Source organism: Desulfobacca acetoxidans DSM 11109 (assembly GCF_000195295.1).
GTDB classification, from domain to species: Bacteria; Desulfobacterota; Desulfobaccia; order Desulfobaccales; family Desulfobaccaceae; genus Desulfobacca; species Desulfobacca acetoxidans.
On the sequence record NC_015388.1, the window covers coordinates 514,147 to 536,564 of the forward strand.

The 22,418-nt window shown below is 51.6% G+C and carries 19 protein-coding genes and 1 tRNA gene; 8 read left to right on the plus strand and 12 right to left on the minus strand.

The window, feature by feature from the left end:
- Window positions 1-81: 81 nt before the first annotated feature.
- The 5 genes from DESAC_RS02105 to DESAC_RS02125 all read left to right on the plus strand — a co-directional run bounded on the left by DESAC_RS02105 (window position 82) and on the right by DESAC_RS02125 (window position 2,071).
- Window positions 82-402, plus strand: coding sequence for a helix-turn-helix domain-containing protein (locus DESAC_RS02105; RefSeq protein ID WP_218915702.1), 321 nt, complete (start codon window positions 82-84; stop codon window positions 400-402).
- A 249-nt stretch (window positions 403-651) separates the two neighbouring features.
- The gene (locus DESAC_RS16910) at window positions 652-945 is read left to right on the plus strand and encodes a BrnT family toxin (RefSeq protein WP_013705423.1); all 294 of its coding nucleotides are present in this window, start codon (window positions 652-654) and stop codon (window positions 943-945) included.
- Window positions 914-1,153 carry a hypothetical protein gene (locus DESAC_RS02115; protein ID WP_013705424.1) on the plus strand — a complete coding sequence of 80 codons (240 nt, stop codon included), beginning with the start codon at window positions 914-916 and terminating at the stop codon, window positions 1,151-1,153. Before DESAC_RS16910 ends, DESAC_RS02115 begins: the two co-directional genes overlap by 32 nt.
- A gap of 316 nt (window positions 1,154-1,469) precedes the next feature.
- Window positions 1,470-1,715, plus strand: a complete 246-nt coding sequence (locus tag DESAC_RS02120) for a ribbon-helix-helix domain-containing protein (RefSeq protein WP_013705425.1) — start codon at window positions 1,470-1,472, stop codon at window positions 1,713-1,715.
- On the plus strand, window positions 1,712-2,071 hold the full coding sequence (locus DESAC_RS02125; protein WP_013705426.1) for a type II toxin-antitoxin system VapC family toxin: 360 nt from the start codon (window positions 1,712-1,714) through the stop codon (window positions 2,069-2,071). Before DESAC_RS02120 ends, DESAC_RS02125 begins: the two co-directional genes overlap by 4 nt.
- 950 nt (window positions 2,072-3,021) lie before the next feature.
- On the opposite strand, the gene DESAC_RS14920 is transcribed toward DESAC_RS02125, so the two are convergent.
- A complete protein-coding gene (locus tag DESAC_RS14920; protein WP_169311489.1) occupies window positions 3,022-5,928 on the minus strand; it encodes an ATP-binding protein in 2,907 nt (968 codons plus the stop codon).
- Between the two features lie 285 nt (window positions 5,929-6,213).
- Between DESAC_RS14920 and DESAC_RS02135 the strand changes: the two genes are divergently transcribed.
- Window positions 6,214-6,600, plus strand: coding sequence for a hypothetical protein (locus DESAC_RS02135; protein WP_013705428.1), 387 nt, complete (start codon window positions 6,214-6,216; stop codon window positions 6,598-6,600).
- A 40-nt stretch (window positions 6,601-6,640) separates the two neighbouring features.
- Here the strand turns inward: DESAC_RS02135 and DESAC_RS02140 are convergent, their stop codons facing one another.
- Window positions 6,641-6,838 (minus strand): hypothetical protein, encoded by a 198-nt coding sequence (locus tag DESAC_RS02140; protein ID WP_013705429.1) that lies wholly within the window; start codon window positions 6,836-6,838, stop codon window positions 6,641-6,643.
- Between the two features lie 363 nt (window positions 6,839-7,201).
- Between DESAC_RS02140 and mnmG the strand changes: the two genes are divergently transcribed.
- On the plus strand, window positions 7,202-9,097 hold the full coding sequence (gene mnmG, locus DESAC_RS02145; RefSeq protein ID WP_013705430.1) for a tRNA uridine-5-carboxymethylaminomethyl(34) synthesis enzyme MnmG: 1,896 nt from the start codon (window positions 7,202-7,204) through the stop codon (window positions 9,095-9,097).
- A 557-nt stretch (window positions 9,098-9,654) separates the two neighbouring features.
- Here mnmG and DESAC_RS02150 read toward each other — a convergent pair.
- The 10 genes from DESAC_RS02150 to DESAC_RS02195 form a co-directional block, all read right to left on the minus strand.
- Window positions 9,655-10,518 carry a universal stress protein gene (locus DESAC_RS02150; RefSeq protein WP_013705432.1) on the minus strand — a complete coding sequence of 288 codons (864 nt, stop codon included), beginning with the start codon at window positions 10,516-10,518 and terminating at the stop codon, window positions 9,655-9,657.
- Window positions 10,519-10,570: 52 nt separating this feature from the next.
- Entirely contained in the window at window positions 10,571-11,434 is an 864-nt protein-coding gene (locus DESAC_RS02155) for a universal stress protein (RefSeq protein ID WP_013705433.1), read from the minus strand.
- Window positions 11,435-11,490: 56 nt separating this feature from the next.
- Complete coding sequence (locus DESAC_RS02160; protein ID WP_013705434.1) at window positions 11,491-12,282, minus strand: hypothetical protein; 792 nt, start codon at window positions 12,280-12,282, stop codon at window positions 11,491-11,493.
- A gap of 40 nt (window positions 12,283-12,322) precedes the next feature.
- A complete protein-coding gene (locus DESAC_RS02165) occupies window positions 12,323-12,709 on the minus strand; it encodes a response regulator (RefSeq protein ID WP_013705435.1) in 387 nt (128 codons plus the stop codon).
- A gap of 9 nt (window positions 12,710-12,718) precedes the next feature.
- Window positions 12,719-15,289: a PEP/pyruvate-binding domain-containing protein gene (locus DESAC_RS02170; RefSeq protein WP_013705436.1), complete on the minus strand. Its 2,571-nt coding sequence runs from the start codon at window positions 15,287-15,289 to the stop codon at window positions 12,719-12,721.
- Between the two features lie 44 nt (window positions 15,290-15,333).
- On the minus strand, window positions 15,334-16,104 hold the full coding sequence (locus DESAC_RS02175; RefSeq protein ID WP_013705437.1) for a TIGR02186 family protein: 771 nt from the start codon (window positions 16,102-16,104) through the stop codon (window positions 15,334-15,336).
- Between the two features lies 1 nt (window position 16,105).
- Window positions 16,106-17,035 carry a sulfite exporter TauE/SafE family protein gene (locus DESAC_RS02180; protein WP_013705438.1) on the minus strand — a complete coding sequence of 310 codons (930 nt, stop codon included), beginning with the start codon at window positions 17,033-17,035 and terminating at the stop codon, window positions 16,106-16,108.
- Between the two features lie 294 nt (window positions 17,036-17,329).
- Entirely contained in the window at window positions 17,330-18,667 is a 1,338-nt protein-coding gene (locus tag DESAC_RS02185; protein WP_013705439.1) for a sigma-54-dependent transcriptional regulator, read from the minus strand.
- Between the two features lie 12 nt (window positions 18,668-18,679).
- Window positions 18,680-20,125 carry a sensor histidine kinase gene (locus tag DESAC_RS02190; protein ID WP_013705440.1) on the minus strand — a complete coding sequence of 482 codons (1,446 nt, stop codon included), beginning with the start codon at window positions 20,123-20,125 and terminating at the stop codon, window positions 18,680-18,682.
- 175 nt (window positions 20,126-20,300) lie between these two features.
- Window positions 20,301-20,376, minus strand: a tRNA-Phe gene (locus DESAC_RS02195).
- Between the two features lie 204 nt (window positions 20,377-20,580).
- Here DESAC_RS02195 and DESAC_RS02200 point away from each other — a divergent pair.
- Window positions 20,581-22,296 carry a protein kinase domain-containing protein gene (locus DESAC_RS02200; RefSeq protein WP_013705441.1) on the plus strand — a complete coding sequence of 572 codons (1,716 nt, stop codon included), beginning with the start codon at window positions 20,581-20,583 and terminating at the stop codon, window positions 22,294-22,296.
- Window positions 22,297-22,418: the final 122 nt, after the last annotated feature.

Consider the following 22,418-nt stretch of genomic DNA (forward strand, 5'->3'; position numbering starts at 1 on the left):
CTGGCCGCTATCAAGAAGGAACCAATATTGTCTTGTTGGATGGGGATGTGGCCAATGCGTTTCCAAACAAGGAAGGTTCCATTGTTGAGGTACAGCACCATGAGTGAAATTTTGGATATTGCCAATGATATGGCGCAAGACTTGTTTAGGGCCGGGGCCATGGGCGAAATTACCATGCGCCAGGTTAAGGCGCTCTGCTTGCCACCTAAGCGGGAGTTCCGGCCTGAGGATATCCGCCGTATCCGCTTGGCGAATCATGTCAGCCAGGCCGTGTTTGCCGCGATCATAGGCACTGGCAAGACTACGTTCCAGCAGTGGGAACAGGGCCAGAAGAAGCCAAGCGGCCCGGCGCAACGGCTTCTCGATCTTATCGAGCGCAAGGGGTTAGCCGCGCTCGGTTAATCCCGAGGGAACCAGAAAATACTACCCCGTCCCTATTGAATCTATTCCCGGCCTGGATGCCGGTTTGAATATTCAAATCCTATCTTGAATATTTCCCGCTTCAAAGATAATTTCCGGAAGTGGCAAGATATGCGGTTCTTTTGAATGTAACTTAGGAAAATCTCATATTCTTGCTTTTCAGACCAAATTTTCCTATATTCATACTATGTGAATGATTGAAATTAAAAATCTAGTTCGGCCTCACGACATATGCTCAGGTTTGAATGGGATCCAGCAAAAGAGAAAGCAAATCAAAAAAAGCACCGTGTTTCTTTTAAAGAGGCCGCTACTGTGTTTCGGGACCCCCTAAGCATTACTTTTTATGATCCTGATCATTCCGAGGAAGAAGATCGTTTTGTGATCGTTGGGTTTTCCACTATCGGCCGACTTCTTATGGTTGCCCATACGGAGCGCGTTGACCAGATTCGCATCATTAGCTCTCGAGAACTTACCAAAGTGGAGCGAAAAGCTTATGAAGAAGAAATTAACAGAAGGAAAAAGTGACGACCTTCGCCCAGAATACGACTTGGGAAAATTACTTAAAAGCGGCACTCAAGGCAAATACGCTGGCCGGTATCAAGAAGAAACGAATATTGTCTTGTTGGATGGGGATGTGGCCAAAGCGTTTCCAAACGACGAAGCTGTCAATGAAGCCCTCCGTCTGGTAATCAAATTAACCAAGGTTCCACGATCAGAAGAAAAAATAACTTAGTAGCAGTTATCCCCCCCGAGACAATGAAGGTTGGCCTATCCTGATAATACCCGACCCGGCTGCCGGTTTGAATATTCAAATCTTATCTTGAATATTTCCCGCTTCAAAGATAATTTCCGGAAGTGGCAAGTTATGTGGCAAGCAAAGCTTCCTCATTTTGTTAGAGAAGAATCTTCAGAAAAGAGACAAATGTTTCCTGAACTGTGATGGCGGGTGGGTGATATTCCTCTATTGATAACACAACCTTTCATATTGACATGATGGTATTGTTATCATAATGTATTAAAATGATAACATGCTATTTATAGGAGGTAGTATGGTCCGCACTCAGATTCAATTAACTGAGGAACAGGCGGCGCAATTAAAAGAATTGGCACACGAAGGCAACGAGTCCATTGCGGCCATTATTCGCAAAGCACTGGACCAATATCTGGCGAAACAGCAGCCGAAGCACCGTACCCTTTACCGCCAGGCCATGTCCGTAGTGGGAAAATACCAAGCCGGGATGCACGACCTCTCCGTCAATCATGACCGCTATCTCGAAGAGGAGTTTGGAGCATGATGGTCTTTGCGGATACTTCCGCCCTGTTCGCACTTCTGGTTCATGATGATGACATGCATGGGCGCGCCAAAGCCAATTTCGAATATTTTATGGCAAACCATACTCAGCTTCTGACCAGCTCTTACGTGCTGCTCGAGACTTTGACGCTGTTGCAACGGCGGGTTAGCCTGGAATCTGTGTGGGACTTCAACCACAAAATCATGCCGCTGCTTGAGGTTGTCTGGGCGGACGCGGGCTGGCACTCCAGGGCCGTACAACGACTTCAGGTCGAAAAGAAACGCAGCGTCAGCCTCACCGACTGTCTCAGTTTTGAGATTATGGAGGCTTGGGGGGGTCCCTACGGCTTACACCTTTGACAGGCATTTTATGGAGCGCGGTTTTACTATTGCGGCATTTCATAAGCCGGAGACATCCTAAAGTACTTATGAATTGGGCAAGAGGCCGTAACCACCATTCTAGGGGCCGAAGACGAATCCTTCCCCCTTCTTTTCGATTAACTATCCCAGCATCTTCATTTTTCTCAAATGAGTAATCTCTGGTGAAATGAATATCTACTGTTGATGCCGCACCCAAACATTATTTTTTCCGGTTTCAATATGCATGCAGACCTTATCTTCAGCTTATCGGGATCTCGAAGACTTTTTGATCAAGGCAAGTGATGTTTAAATCAACCAACATAATGATAACCCTGCCAAGCGTGACTAACCTCAAACTGATCAGCGTCAACTATTTTTTCTTGTCAACGACAATTAGTATTCCCGTTACCCCACCAGTGAATATCTATTGCCTCCTTTAGATGTTTTTTAGATCAAGGATAAAGTCTACCCGAGAGATAGGCGGCCTTGCCAGCCGCCGGCCGGCCAAAGCGGCTTCGGCCTGCCGGCACCAAGCGTTTGCGGGGCAGGCCGAATCCGCCCCTCATGGCACCAATAAGTCTACCCCGGCCAAGGCTGGCCCTCGTTAACAGCAACTTTTCTGCTAACCAGGGGGGTCAGTTTTCGATGACCAAAGGGGTCAATTTTCATTGACAATCTTCAATCAGGGGGTTAGATACAATCTCAACCCCTTTTTATTTAACCTAGCCAATTTCTCCATCCCTATTTCCAACCTCATGAGGCCCACAGCGCCGCCGGGGTTTCCAAATATTTATTTATTCCGAATCTGTTTTCATGCTTCGTTGTTTTCCTGAGAACATGAGGACTGTGGGCAATCGCTATAAACCGCAAACCATGAAAATCGTTTGCCGGTAGTTCAGACTTTCTTGCCCGCGAACCGGGTATGTTCGATGCAAGCTGAAAGAAAGGGGCTAATGCAGGGAGACCGACTTCGTGTCCAGGGTGTGCCGCACTACTCGGGCCAATTCGTTGAGAGATACCGGTTTGGTGAGAACCTGCCGGATGCTGGCGGCTTTTTCCGGCTCTAACTTCGAACTATCGATCATGCCGGTGCAAAGGATGAAAGGAAGGTCGGGGCGGATGCGATTTATTTCATGGGCCAGGGCAACGCCAGTAATGTGAGGCATTGTTTGGTCGGCAATGATGAGGTCAAAAGCATCGGGTTGCGACTTGAACGTCTCCAGGGCTTCCAAACTGCTTGATTTAGCCACCACTTCATAACCGAGGCGTTCGAGCATGAGTTTGACGATTTCCATCAGGGTGGTTTCGTCATCCACGAAAAGAATCCTTTCGCGTCCCCGAGGTATCTTGGTAACTTCAACCGGTTCGGCCGTAACTTCCCGCTCGGAGGAGATATAAATGGGAAAGAGCAGGTGAAAGGTGGTTCCCTGTCCCGGAGAGCTTTCCAAAGAGATATCGCCACCGTGGGCTTTAACGATCCCGTGCACGACGGACAGGCCCATACCGGTTCCCTCCCCTGGCTTTTTCGTAGTATAGAAGGGTTCGAAGATTCTCTCCTGTATCTGGCGATCCATGCCCACGCCATTGTCCTTGACCGTAAGTTGAACGTACGAGCCGGCAGCGGCATTCTGCCACTTGGCGGCTGCGGCTTCGTCCAGATGCGTATTTTTCAAGGCAATCTTTAAGATGCCACCTTTTTCGCGCATGGCGTGGGCTGAGTTAGTACACAGATTGAGCAGTACCTGATGCATCTGGGTCGCATCTCCAAGGATGGCATCGGTATTATGGTCAACTTCCTGTTGGATGATGATGGTAGATGGCAGGGTGGCCCGCAGCATCTTCAGGCTTTCGGTAACGATCGGACTTAAACGGATAGGTTGGCGCTCGTGTTTCTGCGGCCGGCTGAAGGTCAGAATCTGTTTGACCAAATCCGCGGCCCGGCGGCCGGACTGGAGCGCTCGGCCTAATTTATAGCGCAATACCGAATCATCCGGCACATCTTGCATGGCATCCTCGGTATATGCCATCACCGCCATCAAGACGTTGTTGAAATCGTGGGCAATGCCGCCAGCCAGGGTACCGATGGCCTCCATTTTTTGAGCCTGATGGAGTTGTTTCTCCATGCTTCTCTTTTCACTGATATCGATGAACATGATATCTGAACCGAGGTAAAGGCCGTTTTCATCGATATTGGGAACCGAGCTCATCAACACTGCCACCTGACCGCGGTTTCTGGAGGTGATTTCCAGCTCTTCTTGGATAGCCCGTCCTTCTCGGTTCTGAGTGATGATATGCTGCAACTGCTTCTGATTGTCGGGATCAAAAAAGTCATACATATGACGACCGGTTTGATCGGCATACCCGCAAATTTCTTGCATGCGCTGGTTGACGGAACGGATGATGCCCAATTCATCAAGCATCCAGATACCGACAAGGGCATTCTCCCACACCTCCCGATAACGGCGCTCGGAGAGTTCGATCTGACGGAAGAGGTTGGCATTATCCAACGCTATGGCAATCTGATTGGCAAAGCTCACCACAAAATCCTTGTCACTGGCGGTGATCTTGGAGTCGGAGGCCACCCTGTCAGCCAAAAGCACACCCTTTACCTTGCTGCGGACGGTAAGTGGAGCCGCAATGAAGGTCTTGGGACGGAATAATTGTAAGATCGGGTTATTGGGGTTTAGCTTGCTCTGAGCCACGTCATCCACTAACACCGATTGGCCGGTCATGGCGACCCGGGCAATCAAATTGTCCACTTTATAAAGAGGAATCTGGTAGTTTTTAAGTTTTTGCAGCATCTGCTCTCCAACCCCGACGGCATAGGCAAAGTGCAGAAATTGAGATTTTTCGTCCAACAAAAATATCCCGGCCCGGTCCAACTGACCGAAATTCACCAGCATCCGCAGGGTCACCTGAAAAAGTTCTTCCGGATTGATGATGGATAAAATAGTGGTGCCGGTTTCCTGGAGGCACTCCAGTTGATTGATCTTTTCCTTCAACTGGATGTTCCTCTCTCCTAATTTCAGGTTCGCTTCCTGGAGCTGGATATTAAGATTATTGACCTCTTGCAAGCTTTGGCGCAGTAGTTCGGAATTTTCCCTCAACTTGATATTTTTCTGCTCCAGCTCCAGATTTTTTTCCTGAAGCTGGATATAGAGATTGTGCACCTCGTCCAGGTTCTGGCGCAGTTTTTCTTTGTCCTGCTCCATCTCCTCAATACTGAAACGCAGTGCTTGCCAGGGGATAAATATTTCGGCTAATTTTTTGCGCCAGGAGAATTTCATCTCCCACTTGGTGTGGTATTCACAGTATTCATCACCATCGAAAAAGCATTTGGTTTCGATTACCTGAGCTGGAGGCAGGTTCCAGACCGTAGGAAAACCGCGGTAAATTCCCTGATTGAAACGGCAGAAATCCCTCGAGGTCGGGATATTTTTAAACCAATGTAAGCGGATGACGGCGCTGTCGCGCGTGGTTTGAACAACTTCGACGCTTTTGGTGCGGTTGAACTTATCGTTGATGGCTTGGGCGCGTTTTAGGCTACGGCGCGGATTTTTATAGGCAAAGAGTAAAATCCGTTGGATATAACTAAACTTTTTCCGGGCTGCAGATTCATAGCCTATTTTATAAACCACATCATCATCTCCGGAAATTTTCTTGGCATTCTCAAACATCCGGAGGACGACATCGCTGGAGACCCAATTATTAACCTCAGTCAAAAATTCCAACGGGTCTGGCAAGGCGTCTATTTCTGAGCCCAGTCCCTCAAACAGCCGCACCACTTCCTCAGGATAATTTTCCTGAAAAAACTCGATCACTGCCCGAGTAGTGAGGCAACTGTGATGCTTTTCCATATGCTTAGCATGGGGAATAGTTTTTTTCATTATATCACTGTTACAATAATTTTCCCAAAGGAATAATTAATAATCGGCATAATTATCCGAAAGTTTAATTTAAGGATATAAAAAATAACTTTAATATGAAGGAGGAGAACGGAATAATGACAAGGGGGCGCTAACATTAATTGTTTGTCATCAGTCCCTTGCTGGGGGGTGAAGCGGGATTGACGGATTCCTGGATCATGGTTATATTGAAAAGGAATTATCGGCTGTTTTTATTTATTGTAAGGACTTACAGAGATGAGCAAGGTCATTGATATCGAATACCGCCTGCAACAGGAACAAAAAAAGAAGGCTAAGATAGACAAGGCTAAGAAACTCGAATTTATCCGCAAATTCCTGCAGTGCAAACGCTGCCTGGCCCGGTGCGCCATGTGCGGGGTGCAGTTTGAAACCCAGGATCTGTACAAGCGCCACAAAAGCCCTTACCGCTTTTGCGTCGGCTGTCAGGAGGAATATGAGGAGTTTATCAGAATCAAGGAGAGTGGTGAGCCAAGCCCCTATTATTGGCACAACCAGGAATGGCTGGATGTCTGGCAGAACTGGCTTAATTACCAGGAATCAGTGAAGGCATATATCGAATCAACGGAATTCATCGAACTACTCCGGGAGGTAGACTGGCAATAACTGCGCCCTCCTCCCGGATTTAGTCGGCACACAGTTTAGTTTAGGCTTCGCCCAGACGATAGAGGTGTTGCAGCATATCCATAGCCAGATCAAACGCTTTTTGTTTTTCCATTACAAGTTCCATGGATTGGCCGCCTTGCGGATAGAAGACTAGCTTTATCAGTCTATCCGGCCGTTCAACCACTGCTATTTCACCCTTGGGTTCGAAGGTCTCAAAAGTACGATGCTGCCCGCTCATAGGTTTCTCTCCTCGTGTAAAGATGCAGGGGATCCCCCCGACAATAGATCCACATCAACAGTTTTTATGTTTAAACTATAACCTGTTTCATTTCAACCTAATAATGTCGGTCAGTCAGGAAATAAAGTTTCCGGTTCCGGCATTTCCGAGAAAATATTTTTTGAGTTTCAAGTTCCGACTTTCGATTGTATAAAAAAATTCTACCCTGGCTGGAAGCCGGCGCTACCGAAAGATGTTTTCATGGTTTGTGGATACTATTGAAAAAATGACCATTCGTATTTTTCTGATGAGAACCTGTTCGGCAGCACCGAAATGTAAGCTGGGGACAACCTGCTGACCGCCGGGCCCATAACTCAATCATCCGTGGCTTTCCATCCCGAATCATATGATCTAATTGTCATCGGCGCCGGCCATGCCGGCTGTGAGGGTGCTTTGGCAGCAGCCCGTATGGGTCTTAAGGTCTTGATATTTAACCTTAATCTGGACACCATCGCCCATATGGCCTGCAACCCCGCTGTCGGTGGGCTTGCCAAGGGTCATCTGGTCAAAGAGATTGATGCCTTGGGGGGGGTTATCGGCTACCTGGCGGATCAGACCGGCATTCAATTCCGGCTGCTGAATACTTCAAAAGGCCCGGCAGTCCGAGGCACCCGCATTCAATGCGACAAGCAGGCTTATCGTCTGGCCATGAAGGCTCATCTTGAAAAAGAGCCGCTTGTCCATATCCGGGAAGCCATGGTGGATCGCCTTCTGACCGAAGATGGTCGCATCGTAGGCGTCCAGGAATCCTACGGTTTCTGCTACCGCGCCAGGGCCGTACTCATTACCACCGGCACCTTTTTAAACGGTCTTATCCACATCGGCCCGCATCAAACTCCGGCTGGCCGAGCCGGTGAATTTGCCTCTACTAAATTGGCCGCCAATCTCCAGGAATTGGGTTTCCGCCTGGGACGCATGAAGACCGGAACTCCACCCCGGTTGCGCGCCTCCAGTATTGATTTTTCAGGAATGGATCGCCTCGAGGGGAGCGATCGACCCTATCATTTCTCCTGGCGCAGCACCCGGGTAGACCGACCTCAAATCTCCTGTTTCGTTACTCACACCAATGGCACCACGCATCGCTGGGTCAGAGATAATATTCGGCATTCACCCCTCTACAGCGGCGTCATCAAAGGCATCAGCGCCCGTTACTGTCCTTCCCTGGAAGACAAGGTCATGCGCTTTCCCGAGAAGACCTCCCACCAGGTTACCCTGGAACCGGAAGGCCTGGATACGGTGGAAATCTATGCCAAGGGTCTGGGCAACTGCCTGCCGGTGGAAATCCAGCTCCAACTCTTTCGCAGCGTTCCCGGCCTGGAGGCTGCCGAAGTCATGCGGCCGGCCTATGCTATTGAGTATGATTATGTCTATCCCACCCAACTCCTCCCCACCCTCGAAACCAAAGCCATCCGCGGTCTGTTTCTGGCCGGACAGATCAACGGCACCTCCGGGTATGAGGAAGCCGCCGCTCAGGGCCTCTGGGCCGGAGTCAACGCCGCCTGCCAGATTCTCGGCCGACCGCCTTTCCTGCTCGATCGTTCCCAAGCCTATATGGCCGTATTGGTGGATGATTTAGTTACCAAAGGCACCCGCGAGCCGTACCGGATGTTCACCTCTCGCGCCGAATACCGTCTCCTGCTCCGCGAGGACAACGCCGACCTGAGACTTACAGAAATCGGAGCTGCGTTAGGTCTTGTAGATAGACAGGCACTGGAGGCTTTACAGGAAAAAAAACGGCTCCTGGCCGAAGAGGAAGCCAGACTGGCTGGAAAAAGACTTTTTCCCCTGCCCGAGGTCAATCAAGCCCTGCGTTCCCGAAGCTCCAGCGAGCTCAAAGAGCCGACGCCATTTTTAAAACTTCTGAAACGGCCCGAACTCGATCTGCCCACGCTCTACACCCTGGCTGGCGAGGTCCCCGGGGCCCCAGCGGCCATCCTGGAACAGGTGGAAATCCGACATAAGTACGAGGGCTATATTAACCGGCAACTTGAAGCGGTTAAGCAATTTGTCCACCTGGAGAAAAAACGCCTTCCTCAGGACTTCGATTACGACGCCATCCCTGGCCTCTCCAATGAAGTCAGGCAGAAACTCAAAGACATCCGGCCCCTATCCCTGGGTCAGGCCGCCCGCATCTCCGGAGTCACTCCGGCAGCCATTGCTATTCTGTTGGTCTACCTCAAACGCTGGCCCACCCTGAGGCCTACTGATTCCCTTTTTTGAGTCCTGTTTCCCGTTTGAGGCGCATACAAGCCTCGCCCCTATCGGATGGACCTATCGGTACTACAGTGTCAAGGGCGGGAATCTCAGATCGGCGTAAGCCAAAGTGGAGCGCATCCCGCCTTCTAAAATGCCCCGACACCAATTTTCATGGTTCGCAGGTGACTTACAGCCAATGGCAATTATCGAGAAATCGAGGTCTTTAAATGTACAGTGGGCACTACCCATCATTCCTTGATCTATTCTCTCAGATAACTGATGTAGTAACACTTCAGTTGTTTGGGACAAATACAAGTGCTCATGTTCTCAAGAACACAACGAAATATGAAAGAATAATTGGTGGCATAGGCCTCCTGGCCTGTGCATCAGCGTACCGGCTGGAAAGCCTGCACCACCGTAACACTTCAGTTGCTTGGGTCGAATACAAGATTCGCCCCTACAGATGGGTCTGTCGATGCTGTAGTGCTGTAGGGTGGGCACCGCCAACCATGTTCCTGATCTATTATCTCAGATAGCTGAAGTATTACCTGATGTATTGCGAATATTCAATATCCGGCAAATTATGCTGGTGAAATCATCTTACTGCCATAATCTCTATATACCAGTACCGGACGCGTAGTCAGGCGCACCAGATTAAGGGCCTCGTCACTGATGATTTTGAGGTACTTGGGACGTTGATGGCCATAAGCGCCCAGGACCAGCAGATCATACCGCTGCACTGCAACAGCCTTTAAAATTTCGTCCACAAAGTCGCCTTTGGCCACCTTCTTGATCGGGGTGTAGCCCCACTCCCGCAGGGTGTCTTCCCCGGTAAGCACGCAGGCCTGGGCAAACTCCTCGCTCTCCCCTAGTTCGGTTTCCTGCACGTGCATGATAGTAATTTCCGGCTTCTGTTTGGCAAAGAGAGGGGCAATAAACTGCAACGCTCCCTGATCGCACTGGGAACCACGGTAAGCCACGAGGATCTTTTGAATAGGACGGAAATTTCTCAGGATCAGCACCGGTTGCAGGGCGTGGTGCAGAATCTTGCTATGGACCGTCCCCAATAGGAATCCCCGGAGCGAAGAACGTCCGTGGGCCCCCAAGACGATAAGCTCATAGCGGCCCTTTTCGGCAAAATTGAGAATTTCCTCGGTCGGGTCGCCGACGGCGATCTGAGGCGTGCAGGGAATCTTGCCACCCATGCAGATTTCGCACGACTCCAGAATCGTATCCAATACCTTTTCGGCCTCGGCCGCAACCGCTTGTTCCACATCAGCTTTAGTGGCGAACGGCGCATAGGAACTATCGGCCACCATCTCCACTACATCGGGCTGAACGTAAAGGGCGTCTACTTTAGCCTCAAAGTGTTCCAGCAGGTGGCAGGTGCAGCGCAGGGCCTCCTGCGACTCTTCGCTCTGGTCCACAGCAACGAGAATTTTCATGGTATCACCTCATAACCAAAAAGAAAAACTAGCGATAGTCAGACAGGTTCCTTTAGCGCATGACCAGCACTGAGGTTTGACACTTACTGACAAAACGCCCCACCCAATCCCGCGGGAAGACCCGGTCCAGCAGGGATTTACGCCCCATCCAGAGAGCCAACAGGTCTTGCTGCAATTCATCGGAGACAAAACTTTCAAAATCCCCGATATCCGTAAGCTTAGTAGAGACCTTGATCTGGCGGTCCTCATAATAGTCGCCGATCTCAATGAGCCGCCGGTAAACATCCTTTTTCATATCACCAGATTGGCTCAGTCCGACCAACTCTACCTCCGCCTGATGAATCGTGGCTATCTGGTTGATCATCTCCAGCGATTCCTGACTGATATAACTCTGGTCGAGACAGGCCAGGATGCGATTGAGAGGCTGTTCTTCTTTTACGAGGAGCACCGAACAATCGGCATCGTTTACCACCTTTTGGGGCACTGCGGCCGCGTCCTGCCAGATACATTCCCGTCCCTTGGTGCAGCCCACAATGATCAGGTCGGTTTCCTCATCCTTTGCTTCTGCCACGATTTCCTGAACGATATTCCCGACCCGGAAACAGACCCGGACGTCCCTTTTGTCACCCCGGCAGACCAGGAGCTCCTCCCAAACCCCGTTTTTTAAGGGAAGCCACTCATAACGCCACTCTTTCCGGGCATAAGGTGAGCCTTCAGCCTCCGAACTTTTTAAAAAATGCTCCCGATACCCCTGCAGGGCCTGGATAAGAAGATGATCAGACTTAGGAACCCCTTTATCTCCCGGCGCCACGGCCAACATCGTGACGTCTGCCCAAGTGTTCCGGGCCAGCCGGATTACCTCTTTAAGGGCATAAGCGCTGTATGGGTGTTCATCACCGGCAAACAGGATTTTCATACCGCTCCCATCCTTTCTAAAGCCTTATTGTGACGGCCCGGTTAGTTGTTTCATCGTTAAAGCTGAACCAGTAACAGCGGGTTGCTTATCTGCGGCAGCCAGGAAAGTGGGGGAGAGTCTTTTCTAGTCCCTCTGCCTAGAGCTACGGCCACTAACCCGGAGGTTTTGGAAAGTTCCGGAGGAGGTCCGCCCTCCCCCGGAGTAAAGGCGATTCCCACTGCCGCCTGGCAGCCTTGGGCCTTCAGATCTGCTACAGCTTTCTGGACCATAGGCAACATATCGTCTCCTCCCCCACCGCTTTTGGCATAGGCCAGATTCAGGGGGAGAGGGCTTCCGACAAAAAGTCTTTTCAGAGCCTCGACCAGGACCTTGAGGCCCTCGGGATGTAAGCACACTGCCACCACCTGATCAATTTTTCGAACGCTCCGAAGCCAGATCAAGGGGCAGATCAAACGCTGGTAAAATTTAGTATGCCAACGCTTATAAATTGTGGCCGGGGTAAAAGGATAAGGCGCTCCCTCAATGTATAGATCAAAGGGTTCCTGCTCAATGACGTGGAGAAGTTCGATTTCCCGGTCGCCATAGATTACCCGGGGTTCCTGCATGAGCGGGCAGGAGTCAGTCTCTGCAGAGAGCATCTCCTGAATTTCAATCCGGCCTTTTTCCACGACCTCCCTTTCCCAGCTATAGCGCACCCAACCGACACCGGTTATGGGAAATTCGGCAGAGGGAAATTTCACGTAGATCGGGTGGATCTCCATCCGAATCAGGTTGCCCAACTGGCAGGCAAATCGGATGGCAAAGCTGGAGGCTAGGTCCACTTCAATGGCTACAAGTGTCTTAACCATAAATAACAACTCCTTGATGCTTCAAACCGAGGATTAACGTTCAGGCTTTTGCCCCCTGAATCTTGGCCGTTGCCCTGGTGACCACTTCCTGGATTTCGCTCAGTTTGAACGGCTTGGCAATAAAGTCAAAAACCCCTTTTTGAAAGGATTCTTTGGCCGTTTCCAAGGTAGCAAAACCGGTAATAACGATAACTTCCGTGGCGGGATGTTGCTTCTTCGCTTCCTGCAAAAAGCGCATCCCGTCGATGCCCTTCATCTTGAGATCAGTGATGATAATGTCATAGGTTTTCTCCTGAATCTCATGCAAGGCTTCCAGGCTCTGGGTAAAGGTCTCAACTTCGTATCCGAGCTTCTCCAGGGCCGGTTGCAGACGCTTGCAGACAATGGGCTCATCATCCAAGACCATAATTTTGAGCTTCGTGCTCATTTTCCCCTCCTAGGCCAAAGGTGTTTCACGAGTTTGGGAGTCAGGTTGAAAGAATGACTCCATAAATTGCGGGATGTCGGCGTCGCTCTTCAATTGAATGTCCAGTTGGCGGGTAAACCCGATCAACCGGCCCAATACGATGAGGCGCGCCTGCATCTCTTCCTGGGGGAGGTGAAGAACCCGAGCCACCACCAGGTCCCCCTTAACATCCACTTTGAAATGAAATTTTGACAGAATGTTAGCCAGGAGCTGCGCCCGTCGCGATCTTCGAGTCATGTCCGTTACCCCGCCCACGAAGCGGAAATAGATGTGATTGTGCTGCGGCTCCGGATGCATGCGGGCATCCACCAGATTCAGGTGATAACCCAGCCGTAGATGCAGGTTCAGATAAAATTCACTGATGACCGCCAGGTTGAATCCCATATAGGCCGAGGCGCCGGGCGTTTCGGCCCGAGTCTGCGTGAGGCTCGACATCATGCCTTTAAAATCTACTGACACCGGCTCAGTACTCCAGACCCCGGGGGCCGAGACTCCTTCCCACAAGGCCTTGAGAGGCAACGATTGGATACCTTCCGGTAGAACCCGATCTCCTTTTTGAGGAGACGTGATTCCCCCTCCCAGATCCAAAATCTTCAGGTCGAGTGGTACATCAGAAATCAGAGAAAAAATCTTCACCCCTTTAAATCGCTTTAATAATCTCGGCAGGTCGATCACCTCATTCACAGCCTTTTCATGAATAAAGCGAACGACATCATGTACCGACTCGCAGCCCTGGGGGGTGAAATCCACCGCCTGAGGATCGATGATATGCAAAGGGGCGATGCGCTTCAAGAGTCTCCTAAGCTGCCGAAACTCATGCGTTTCTTCGAAGGCCGGGGTTTTAACCAACTCATAGTGCAGCAGTTCTTTGACCCGGCCGGCATAGACCATCCGCTGCTTGGTATCTACGGTGATCTTGATACCTGCCGGGAGACGCTCGCACGCTCCTTCCACTCCCACCAGAGTCGGTACCCGGAACTCCCGCGCAATGGTGGCCAGATGTCCCGCCGCGGAACCCCGCTCCGCAATAATGGCCGCGGCCTTGGGCACCACCGGGGTCAGCCAGGGCGCCGTATATTTGATTACCAGGACTGCTCCTTCCGGAAAACGGCTGAGTTTGGCCTCAGAATCAACCTGGTAGACTGGACCGGAACCTACTCCGGCATGGGCTACCGCCCCCTGATCTCTCAGAATGACTTGATAGCGGCTCGCAACTAGAGCAATGTCCTCCTGCGGCGGCATAGCCGTCTTCGAGATATTCATAAACCTCGATTGCAGCAGCCAAAGGGCGCCGCTTTCATCTTGGGCCCATTCAATCTCCTGGGGCCGCTTAAAATACCTCTCCAGGTGGAGAGCCCATTTGACCAGCGTCTTGATGGCTTCGTCCGACAGTGAGGGATGTCGCTGTTCTTCCTGGGGAACGGGCACTTCTTCTTCGCCGCCACCCGGCTTCGGCCCTACCATGAACCGCTTGGCGGCGATCTCCCGAACCAGGATATGATTCGAATGGTCTTTCTCCAGCACAAACCGGTCGACCGTGGCCCGCCCTTCCGCTACCGAGCGCCCCCACCCGAAAGAGGAATAGATCACCAGGTGATTTGCTCCGGGACAAGACAAATCCAGGGTTTGAATGACCCCAGCCGCTCGGCTGACAATGGTTTCCTGACAGAGAACGGCCATGGCTGCCTCTTCTCCTAAAAGCCCCATCTTTTGCCGGTAGCTCAAGGCACCGGGACTAAAGAGACTGGCCAGCACCTCCTTGTAGGCCGAGATGATCTTCGTCGGTGGCACATGCAGGCGAGTTTCATGGAGCCCTGCAAACGACAGTTCGCCGTCTTCGCCATAGGCGCTGCTTCGCACGGCCCAATAAACACCTTCCTTGGCTGTCCGGCGTCTGATCTCCCCTGCCACTTCCCGGCTCACCAGACCGGCCAAAATGCTGTACTGAATCTGTCGGGACGTCTGTCCGATATCCAACTTTCCGGAAGCCCAAGATTCCAGCCAGGCATGAATGCGTTCCTCAAGTTGATTGCTCTCCAAAAATCTTCGGTAGGCCCGGGTCGTGATAACAAACCCGGGCGGCGCCGGCAGCTTGAGACTCTGGAGGACGCGACCCAAGGCGTTTGCCTTGCCGCCCGTCAACTCCGGGTGATCCAAGGGAAGGTCCTGCAAGTCAACCACCAACGCCATCTCATCCGAAAGCAGCAGCCTTCCTCTTAATTCCGCTTCCAATGGTTGGAAAATGCGATCGAGGGTCGTGTAGAGCTCCAGATAGCGATTGGACGCAATATGGTTCAAGCTGTTCACCATACGTAATAACACCGTGTGCATAATTTTTATTGTATCAATGAGATACGTCCGGTCGAAAATGTATTCGCCGCCGGATTTCTCTCCCAGATCGGCAATGAGCTCCATAACCTGCTGATGATCCTGTAATAGTGTTTGGAATTGCTCAAAGATTCCGGGAAATGATGCCGCCTCCGGTTTCGACCGGCGAATTCTTTCCAATAACCTTTTCAAGGACGTAAGCAGATACGCCATGTTTCCCGCCTCAAGACCTTCCACCAGAGTTGAGAGGCCCTGCTCTAATGACCCCCTCCGCCTTTAAAGAGGTGTCCCATAACGAAACCGGTCAGAATGGCAATGACTACCGCCAGGACGCCATAAATAACCGAGTGCTGGTAGGCCAACGACATGAACAGAGCCGGGAAGCCTACCATTTTCACGGACAGAGCCATACACTGCCGTTCCACCAACCTGTCTCCAGCAACGGCCATCAGGCAGACCGAATAGGTATCGGGCTTTACATTGGCAGGAAGCCAGAAGCTTCCAATAACTGACAAGCGGCCGTCCTTGGCCGGTGATACCTTGAGTCCCTCGGGCACCGCGGCATAGAGCTCCTCGCTTTCTTTCAACCTCAGAAATTGATCCCGCAACTTGTCCTCCTGGCCCGCCGGCACCTGCCCGGCGACCGTAATACGCTGCCTCATAGCTCCGAATCCCCAAGACGCGGCCCCAGTTAAAAGATCCGAGGCGCTGGCCAGAATAAGATAGAGTGATGGAGCACCGCTGATTTTCAACTCTCCCACATTCATCCACAGCGGCCCTCGGCGCCCTTTGCGCATCAGAATTTCCTCTCCAGTCGGTCCCACTATCTCCGCTACTGCCTCGTGCCCAGCAGGTATTGTTCCGGTAATGGCAACCTCGCATCCCTGATAGAAGGAATTGATTTCCACTACCGCCGGGTTTAGCTTCAAAGTGACCGATTCAGCCCGGACGGAACCAATCAGGTTTAAAAGCAAAAAGATTGTCAACCCCCAGATAATCGCCGCTCTTTTTCCTACTCCTTCCTGCATCTCAGTGTCCCCCCTTGTAACTCAGCATCAGGTGCGGGGGCCAGACCAGACCCACGAGAATCTGCACCATCACGACGAGCACGATGGAGGCCAGGAGAATCTTCAATTGGTCCGCCTTAAGATGACGGCTGAGGCGGGCTCCGAACTGCGCCCCCAGAGTGGAGCCCAAGAGCAGAATAATGGCCAGAACCAGATCCACCGTATGATTGGTAATGGCCTGCATCACGGTAACATTGATACAGGTAAAGAGGATCTGAAAAAGACTCGTGCCCACCACCACATGCATCGGCATGCGCAACAGGTAGACCATGACCGGCACCATGATGAAGCCTCCACCCACACCCATAATCGCCGCCAGTACCCCTACAAAAACACCCAGGATCAGAGGCAGGAAACCGGAAAGGGTGATGCCGGACTTCTCGAATTTCATCTGCCACGGCAGGGCTTGAATCAGACGGGCATATGCCGAAGGCCGGGAAGGACCTGTCGGCCTTGCCTCCGGAACCTTCTGACGCATACTCTGAAGGCTTTCCACAAACATGTAGGAGCCGATAACCCCTAACATGATGACATAAGTGATTTTGATGACAAAATCTGCATTCCCCATGGCCCTGAGAACCATGATGAGCTGCACCCCCAGAGTACCACCCACCACTCCGCCCAGAAGCAGCAGAAAACCCATCTTGAAGTCTACGTTGCCCAAGCGATAGTGAGCATAAGTTCCTGAGGTTGATGCCGCCACAATCTGATTCGAATCACTGGCTGCTGCCACGGTGGAGGGTATACCCGCCATAATGAGCAGGGGCGTCATCAAAAACCCACCCCCGACGCCAAAGAGCCCGGAGAGAAACCCTACCGCCCCTCCCAACCCAAAGAGCACTAATATGTTAATGGCATTACCAGAAATAGGCAGATACAGACTCAATACCATACCACACTCTCCCCTTTCGGTATCGATAAAAACCCTTGCCTTGTGATGCCTTGCACTCCCACACCACACCCGACTTCTATCAGCCTTACTAAGGTATTAGCATCAAACATGCCAAACAAATAATACAAGGCAATACCGATAGTTATATTGTTCCGGGAATCGGGGTTGGCTAATAATGTTTCATTATGAAATTTTATCTGACTTTAGTGGAGAAAGAATGGAATGAAGCGTGGAAACTGTTTCAGTATGAAACGAAATGATGAAATAGCTGGCGGGGATTGGATGAGGTAGGTATTACGCCTTGGATAGATTATATTTCTTCATCTTGCGCCACAGGGTGGTGCGCGGCAGATTAAGGATGCGGGCTGTGTCGCCCACATTAAAGTTGGTATGCCGTAGAACCCTCAGGATATACTCCCGTTCCCGATCTTCCAGGGTGGTGTACGGCTCGGAAGAATCTCGCACGGATTCCCGCATCTCCGGTGGCAGTTCAGCTACGGTGATGGTTTCCCCTTCGGCCAGGGCTACAGCCCGTTCCAGGAGGTTTTTCAGTTCGCGGACGTTTCCGGGATAGTCGTAGGAGAGGAGTATCTCCCGGACGTCCGGGTTAAATATCCTGACCTGTTTGCCAAATCTGTGGCTGTAGCGAGAGAGAAAGAATTGCATCAACAGAGGAATATCTTCGGGACGGTCTGCCAGCCGCGGCAGGGTGATTTCCACTACCTTGAGGCGGAAGAAGAGGTCCTCTCGAAACCTCCCGGCCTGTACTTCCTGCTTCAATTCTTTATTGGTAGCGGCGATAAAGCGGAGATCAAGCTGGATAGGGCGGCTGGCCCCCACCCGGAATATCCGGCGGTCTTGGATGACCCGCAGGAGTTTCGCCTGCATGGATAGAGGCATATCGCCGATTTCATCCATAAAAATGGTGCCATGGTGGGCCGCCTCCATGAAACCGATCTTGGTCGCCGTGGCTCCGGTGAAAGCACCCCGTTCGTAACCGAAGAGTTCGCTGGCAATCAGCTCCTCGGTAAAACCGGCGCAATTGAACGCTAAAAAGGGCTGATCCCGGCGGGAGCTTTCCCGGTGGATGAGGCGCGCCACGAGTTCCTTGCCGGTGCCGCTTTCGCCCTGAATGAGGACGCTACAATCCAGGGGGGCCACCTTGCGGACCATCTGGAACACCTCTTTCATAACCGGGCTGACTCCGATCATCTCTTCCCAGCCCTGCAGGGGCTCAAGGCGCGCTTTGAGTTGGCGATTTTCCTCTAAAAGTCGTTTGTGCTCCAGGGCCTTCCGGGTCAGGTGCCGGATCTCTTCCAGTCTCAAAGGCTTGGAGACATAATGAAAAGCGCCCAGTTTCACGGCTTCGATGGCTGCGTCCAGGGAGGCATGCCCAGTGATGAGAATAACTTCCAGGTCAGGGGTGCGCGCCTTGATAGACTGCAGGATTTCCATGCCGCCGAGCCCCGGAAGGATCACGTCCAGAAAGACCAAATCAAAGGAGGCCCCTTCCAGGCTTCCCAAGAAGGCCTCTCCGGAAGGGTAAGTCTGCACCCGGTGCCCCTCCTTCTCCAGGGTCTTCTGCAGGCGCTTTCGGACAATCTCCTCATCATCAACGACGGCAATACGCATAGTCTTCTCGAGCTAAGAGCAATGATCTCCTTTGGCAATCGGCAGGGTTATGGTGAAGACGGTTCCCTCCCCTTTTTTACTGTGAGCCTCTATGTGGCCTCCATGTTTTTCGATGATGCCATAGGTTACCGACAGGCCGAGACCCGTACCCCGACCTACTTCTTTCGTCGTATAAAAAGGATCAAATATGCGGGGCAGGTGCTCGGGATCAATACCGGCGCCGGTGTCCCCGACATCAATTTTCAGCCAGTGATCCTCTTCCGGGTACACCTTGATACGTAAATAACCACCGTCAGGCATGGCCTGTATGGCATTGATAAAAATATTCAGAAAAACCTGCTGCAGGCTCTTGCGGTCTCCGGAAATCAGCGGCATCTCTGCCGGAACCTCCTTGTCAACCTGAATACCGGAGAGCATCAATTGGTTGCGTACCAATTTGAGAGTTTCATCGACTACCGCAGGAATGGTCAAAAGCTCAAATTCCGGCCGCTCAGAGCGGGAAAAATCCAGCAACCCTTTGACAATTTCGGAAGCCCTATCCGCCTGCACCAGGATATCATGCAACAGGCTCACGGCCTCCTCCTCTCCTACATGACGGAAATCCTCCTTCAGGGTTTCGGCCGTCAGCACAATATTATTAATGGGATTGTTCAATTCATGAGCGATGCCGGACGTCAGGGTGCCGATAGCGGCGATCTTGCGGGATTGCAGCAGCTGTTCCTGATGCTCTTCCAGCTCCTGGATCATTCGGTTAAAGGCCCGAAACAGACTGCGAAATTCTTCGGAACGGCTGGATATCGGGATGGGAGAATAATCTCCATGGGCAATTCTCTCCATCGCCCCCTGCATCTGATTCATAGGACGCACCAATAACCGGGCCAGATAAAATGCCACCAGAATGCCCAATACCACGAAGATGCCGATCGAGACCAGAAAAAGATAGATGGCCCGCTGGAATAGTAGGTCGATCTGAACCCGTTCCTCTTTCTGCCAGCGCTCCGTCACCTCAACCAATTTCTGACCCAGATTGCGCAGGGAATCCTCCAACTTAGAAAAATCTGATGATCCATCTCCGCCGCGCAGGAGAATCTGGCTCTGAATCCGGGTCAAAACGGTTTTATAGGCTGACAAGGTGTGACCGAACTCCGGGTCTTTGGAGCCCTGTTTCAAGCGCAGTATTTCTTCGACATGGCTGTTATAGAGATCGTCTACCCGCTGCACGAACGACATCGCCTCTTGTAGGCTGACGGGCTGTTTATACAGGAAGAAGTTTTTTTCAAAGCGCCGCGCCTCCAGGATATTGGAAAAGAGATCACCGGCCAGCTCCAGGAGCCGGAGGCGCCGCCCGATATCCCGATGTATCTGAAAACTGAAACCGGCAAAAACCACCACCGACATAACGCAGAAGAGAAAGAGGGTGATCACCCGGTGCCTGATTTTGAATGCAGCCTTATCCACCAAAACCTCCTGAAACGGACCGATGCCTTTGGCTGTCCGGCTTGACGCCTTTTGGAGGAAGAATATACCAAATAATATATGTAAGCCAACAACATAAATAGATATAAAATGTGTCAGACACTTATTATTAACCTATAAAAAAGGGGGCTCCTTTCGGCTAACCCCATGAATTACCTGGTGGCGGGGCCCAGAATCGAACTGGGGACACGCGGATTTTCAGTCCGCTGCTCTACCGACTGAGCTACCCCGCCGTAAGTTGATTACGAATAAATCTATTTATAGAATATTGTGATCTATGTCAAGCTATATTTGGCTTGTCTCCGGCTAACGTTGCTGAACTCCACCCTCATAAGGCTGACAAGATTCAAGCCATCTCAACTACTGATAAAAAGGTAGACTAAGACGGGGAAATCTGCTACCATGCACCCTCTAATGGAAAAATAGGGGACACAGGCATGGCTGGATACAGAATTTTGCTGGTTGACCTCGCCGCCGAAGACTATCAGGCGTTGGCGGAGATCCTGACTTCAGAAGGACATGAACTATTCCTCCTGCCGGAGCACAGCGATGCCCTGATGGAAGCGCAACAATTCTCTCCTGATCTGGTCATCCTCAATATTCAAACGGAATTCGGATTACAGCGTTTCCGGGAACTCAAGAGCCAGGACTTTTTAAAACACCTTCCTTTCATTTTCATCATCGCCACCCACCGCACTGATCTTGCCGCTCGCAGTTTGGAAATCGGCGCCGAGGATTTTATCCTGAAGCCTTTTCAGGGAGGTGAAATACTGGCCCGCATTGCAGTCGCCCTCAAGGTTCGGGAACATGAGTTGCGGCTGCAGGCGGTTCGGGATCGTTATCGGCGCCTCTTTGAGGATAGTCCCCAGGGAATCTTCATCACCGATCAAACCCGTCGCCTGTTGGATTGCAACCAGGCCCTGAAAGCTCTCTTGGGCTATGAGGCGGCAACCGAGATAACCGAATTCGATCTGGCCGCGGATCTCTTCTATACCCCCGCCGACTATCAGCGTTTTTACGCCATGCTGAACCGTGAGGGAGAAACCGGCAAGGTCAAGGTAAACCTGAAGCATCGTGACGGCCACAAAGTCACCGTCCTGATGAGCGGCCAGGTAGTCAAGGGCAAACCGGATCGCGTCATCGCCTATGCCGATGTTGACCTGGATTTATCAGAGGCACCGGCGCACCTGCCCGCTCACATCGCTTCTCTGAGCGGCCGTCCGTCCCGGAAAAAATCGCTGCTCAATATGATCTCCCGTCTGCTCCCTTTTGCCGGCAACATCCTCTCGGTCCTAAAACTGACGGAACTGTTGGGTGGACGCTACGAAAAGGTAAAGAAACTAGGACAGGGCAGCTACGGTGAAGTCTGGCTGGTTTTGGATACCGAAGCCGTGGAACAGGATCACTATTACGTTGCCAAAATTCCCTTTTCCCGAGGCTATAACAAAAGTTTCCGCAAGGAGGCGGATATCTGCCAGAAACTGGCGCCTCATCCCGGCGCTGTCGCCTTGATTGACTCGGTAGAGGAGGCCGGAAGGTTCATCATTATTCAGGAGTATGTCCGGGGCCGCACTCTGCAGGATTTATTGGAGGGAAGAGAATTGCCGGATTCCTGGAAGGAGCGCATCATCCTGAAGCTGATCGATGTCGTGGCCTTTGCTCACAGCCATCACATCATGCACCGGGACATCAAGCCCAATAACATTATTATCGGACCGCATGACACTATCAAACTGTTGGATTACGGCGCGGCCAAGGAACTCAAGGACCGTGATATCAGCGCCACGATGGTGGGTTCGCGGCCTTATATGGCCCCGGAGCAGATCATGGGCCAAAGCCAGCGCCCCAGCGACGTCTGGGCCATCGGCGTTATTATGTACCTGCTTTATACCGGTCTGCTGCCGTTTTACGACGACTTGGAGAAAAACCTCATCGACCTGATCCTGGAAAGCGAGCCGATCCCGCCACACGAGGAAAACCCAGACATTCCGCTGGCTCTGGAGGCCATTATCCTCAAGTGCCTGGAAAAAGACCTCAGCAAACGCTATCCCGACGCCCAGGCCCTGCGGGATGACCTTGTGCTTCACTTCCCTTCGTTCGGCGCCGAACCCGTCGAACTTGAGCAACTGGAGGGAGAACTCCGATCCCCTTGAACTCAAGCACCGCTATTCTTCCGCTCATCCCGACTTCGATCTTCCCTGCAGCAAACCGTGATCATAACAACTTGATCCTGCTTTAGTCGCCGAAAACCGGAACATAAGAACTCCTTCGCCTA

Bases quoted from the DNA above. Each gene is read 5' to 3' on its own strand.
- DESAC_RS16910 (WP_013705423.1), top strand. From the start codon at position 652: ATGCTCAGGTTTGAATGGGATCCAGCAAAAGAGAAAGCAAATCAAAAA.
- DESAC_RS02185 (WP_013705439.1), bottom strand. From the start codon at position 18,667: ATGCGTATTGCCGTCGTTGATGATGAGGAGATTGTCCGAAAGCGCCTG.
- DESAC_RS14920 (WP_169311489.1), bottom strand. From the start codon at position 5,928: ATGGAAAAGCATCACAGTTGCCTCACTACTCGGGCAGTGATCGAGTTT.
- DESAC_RS02150 (WP_013705432.1), bottom strand. From the start codon at position 10,518: ATGAAAATTCTCGTTGCTGTGGACCAGAGCGAAGAGTCGCAGGAGGCC.
- DESAC_RS02165 (WP_013705435.1), bottom strand. From the start codon at position 12,709: ATGAGCACGAAGCTCAAAATTATGGTCTTGGATGATGAGCCCATTGTC.
- DESAC_RS02120 (WP_013705425.1), top strand. From the start codon at position 1,470: ATGGTCCGCACTCAGATTCAATTAACTGAGGAACAGGCGGCGCAATTA.
- DESAC_RS02125 (WP_013705426.1), top strand. From the start codon at position 1,712: ATGATGGTCTTTGCGGATACTTCCGCCCTGTTCGCACTTCTGGTTCAT.
- DESAC_RS02140 (WP_013705429.1), bottom strand. From the start codon at position 6,838: ATGAGCGGGCAGCATCGTACTTTTGAGACCTTCGAACCCAAGGGTGAA.
- DESAC_RS02200 (WP_013705441.1), top strand. From the start codon at position 20,581: ATGGCTGGATACAGAATTTTGCTGGTTGACCTCGCCGCCGAAGACTAT.
- DESAC_RS02170 (WP_013705436.1), bottom strand. From the start codon at position 15,289: ATGGCGTATCTGCTTACGTCCTTGAAAAGGTTATTGGAAAGAATTCGC.
- DESAC_RS02155 (WP_013705433.1), bottom strand. From the start codon at position 11,434: ATGAAAATCCTGTTTGCCGGTGATGAACACCCATACAGCGCTTATGCC.
- DESAC_RS02175 (WP_013705437.1), bottom strand. From the start codon at position 16,104: ATGCAGGAAGGAGTAGGAAAAAGAGCGGCGATTATCTGGGGGTTGACA.
- DESAC_RS02135 (WP_013705428.1), top strand. From the start codon at position 6,214: ATGAGCAAGGTCATTGATATCGAATACCGCCTGCAACAGGAACAAAAA.
- DESAC_RS02180 (WP_013705438.1), bottom strand. From the start codon at position 17,035: ATGGTATTGAGTCTGTATCTGCCTATTTCTGGTAATGCCATTAACATA.
- DESAC_RS02115 (WP_013705424.1), top strand. From the start codon at position 914: ATGAAGAAGAAATTAACAGAAGGAAAAAGTGACGACCTTCGCCCAGAA.
- DESAC_RS02160 (WP_013705434.1), bottom strand. From the start codon at position 12,282: ATGGTTAAGACACTTGTAGCCATTGAAGTGGACCTAGCCTCCAGCTTT.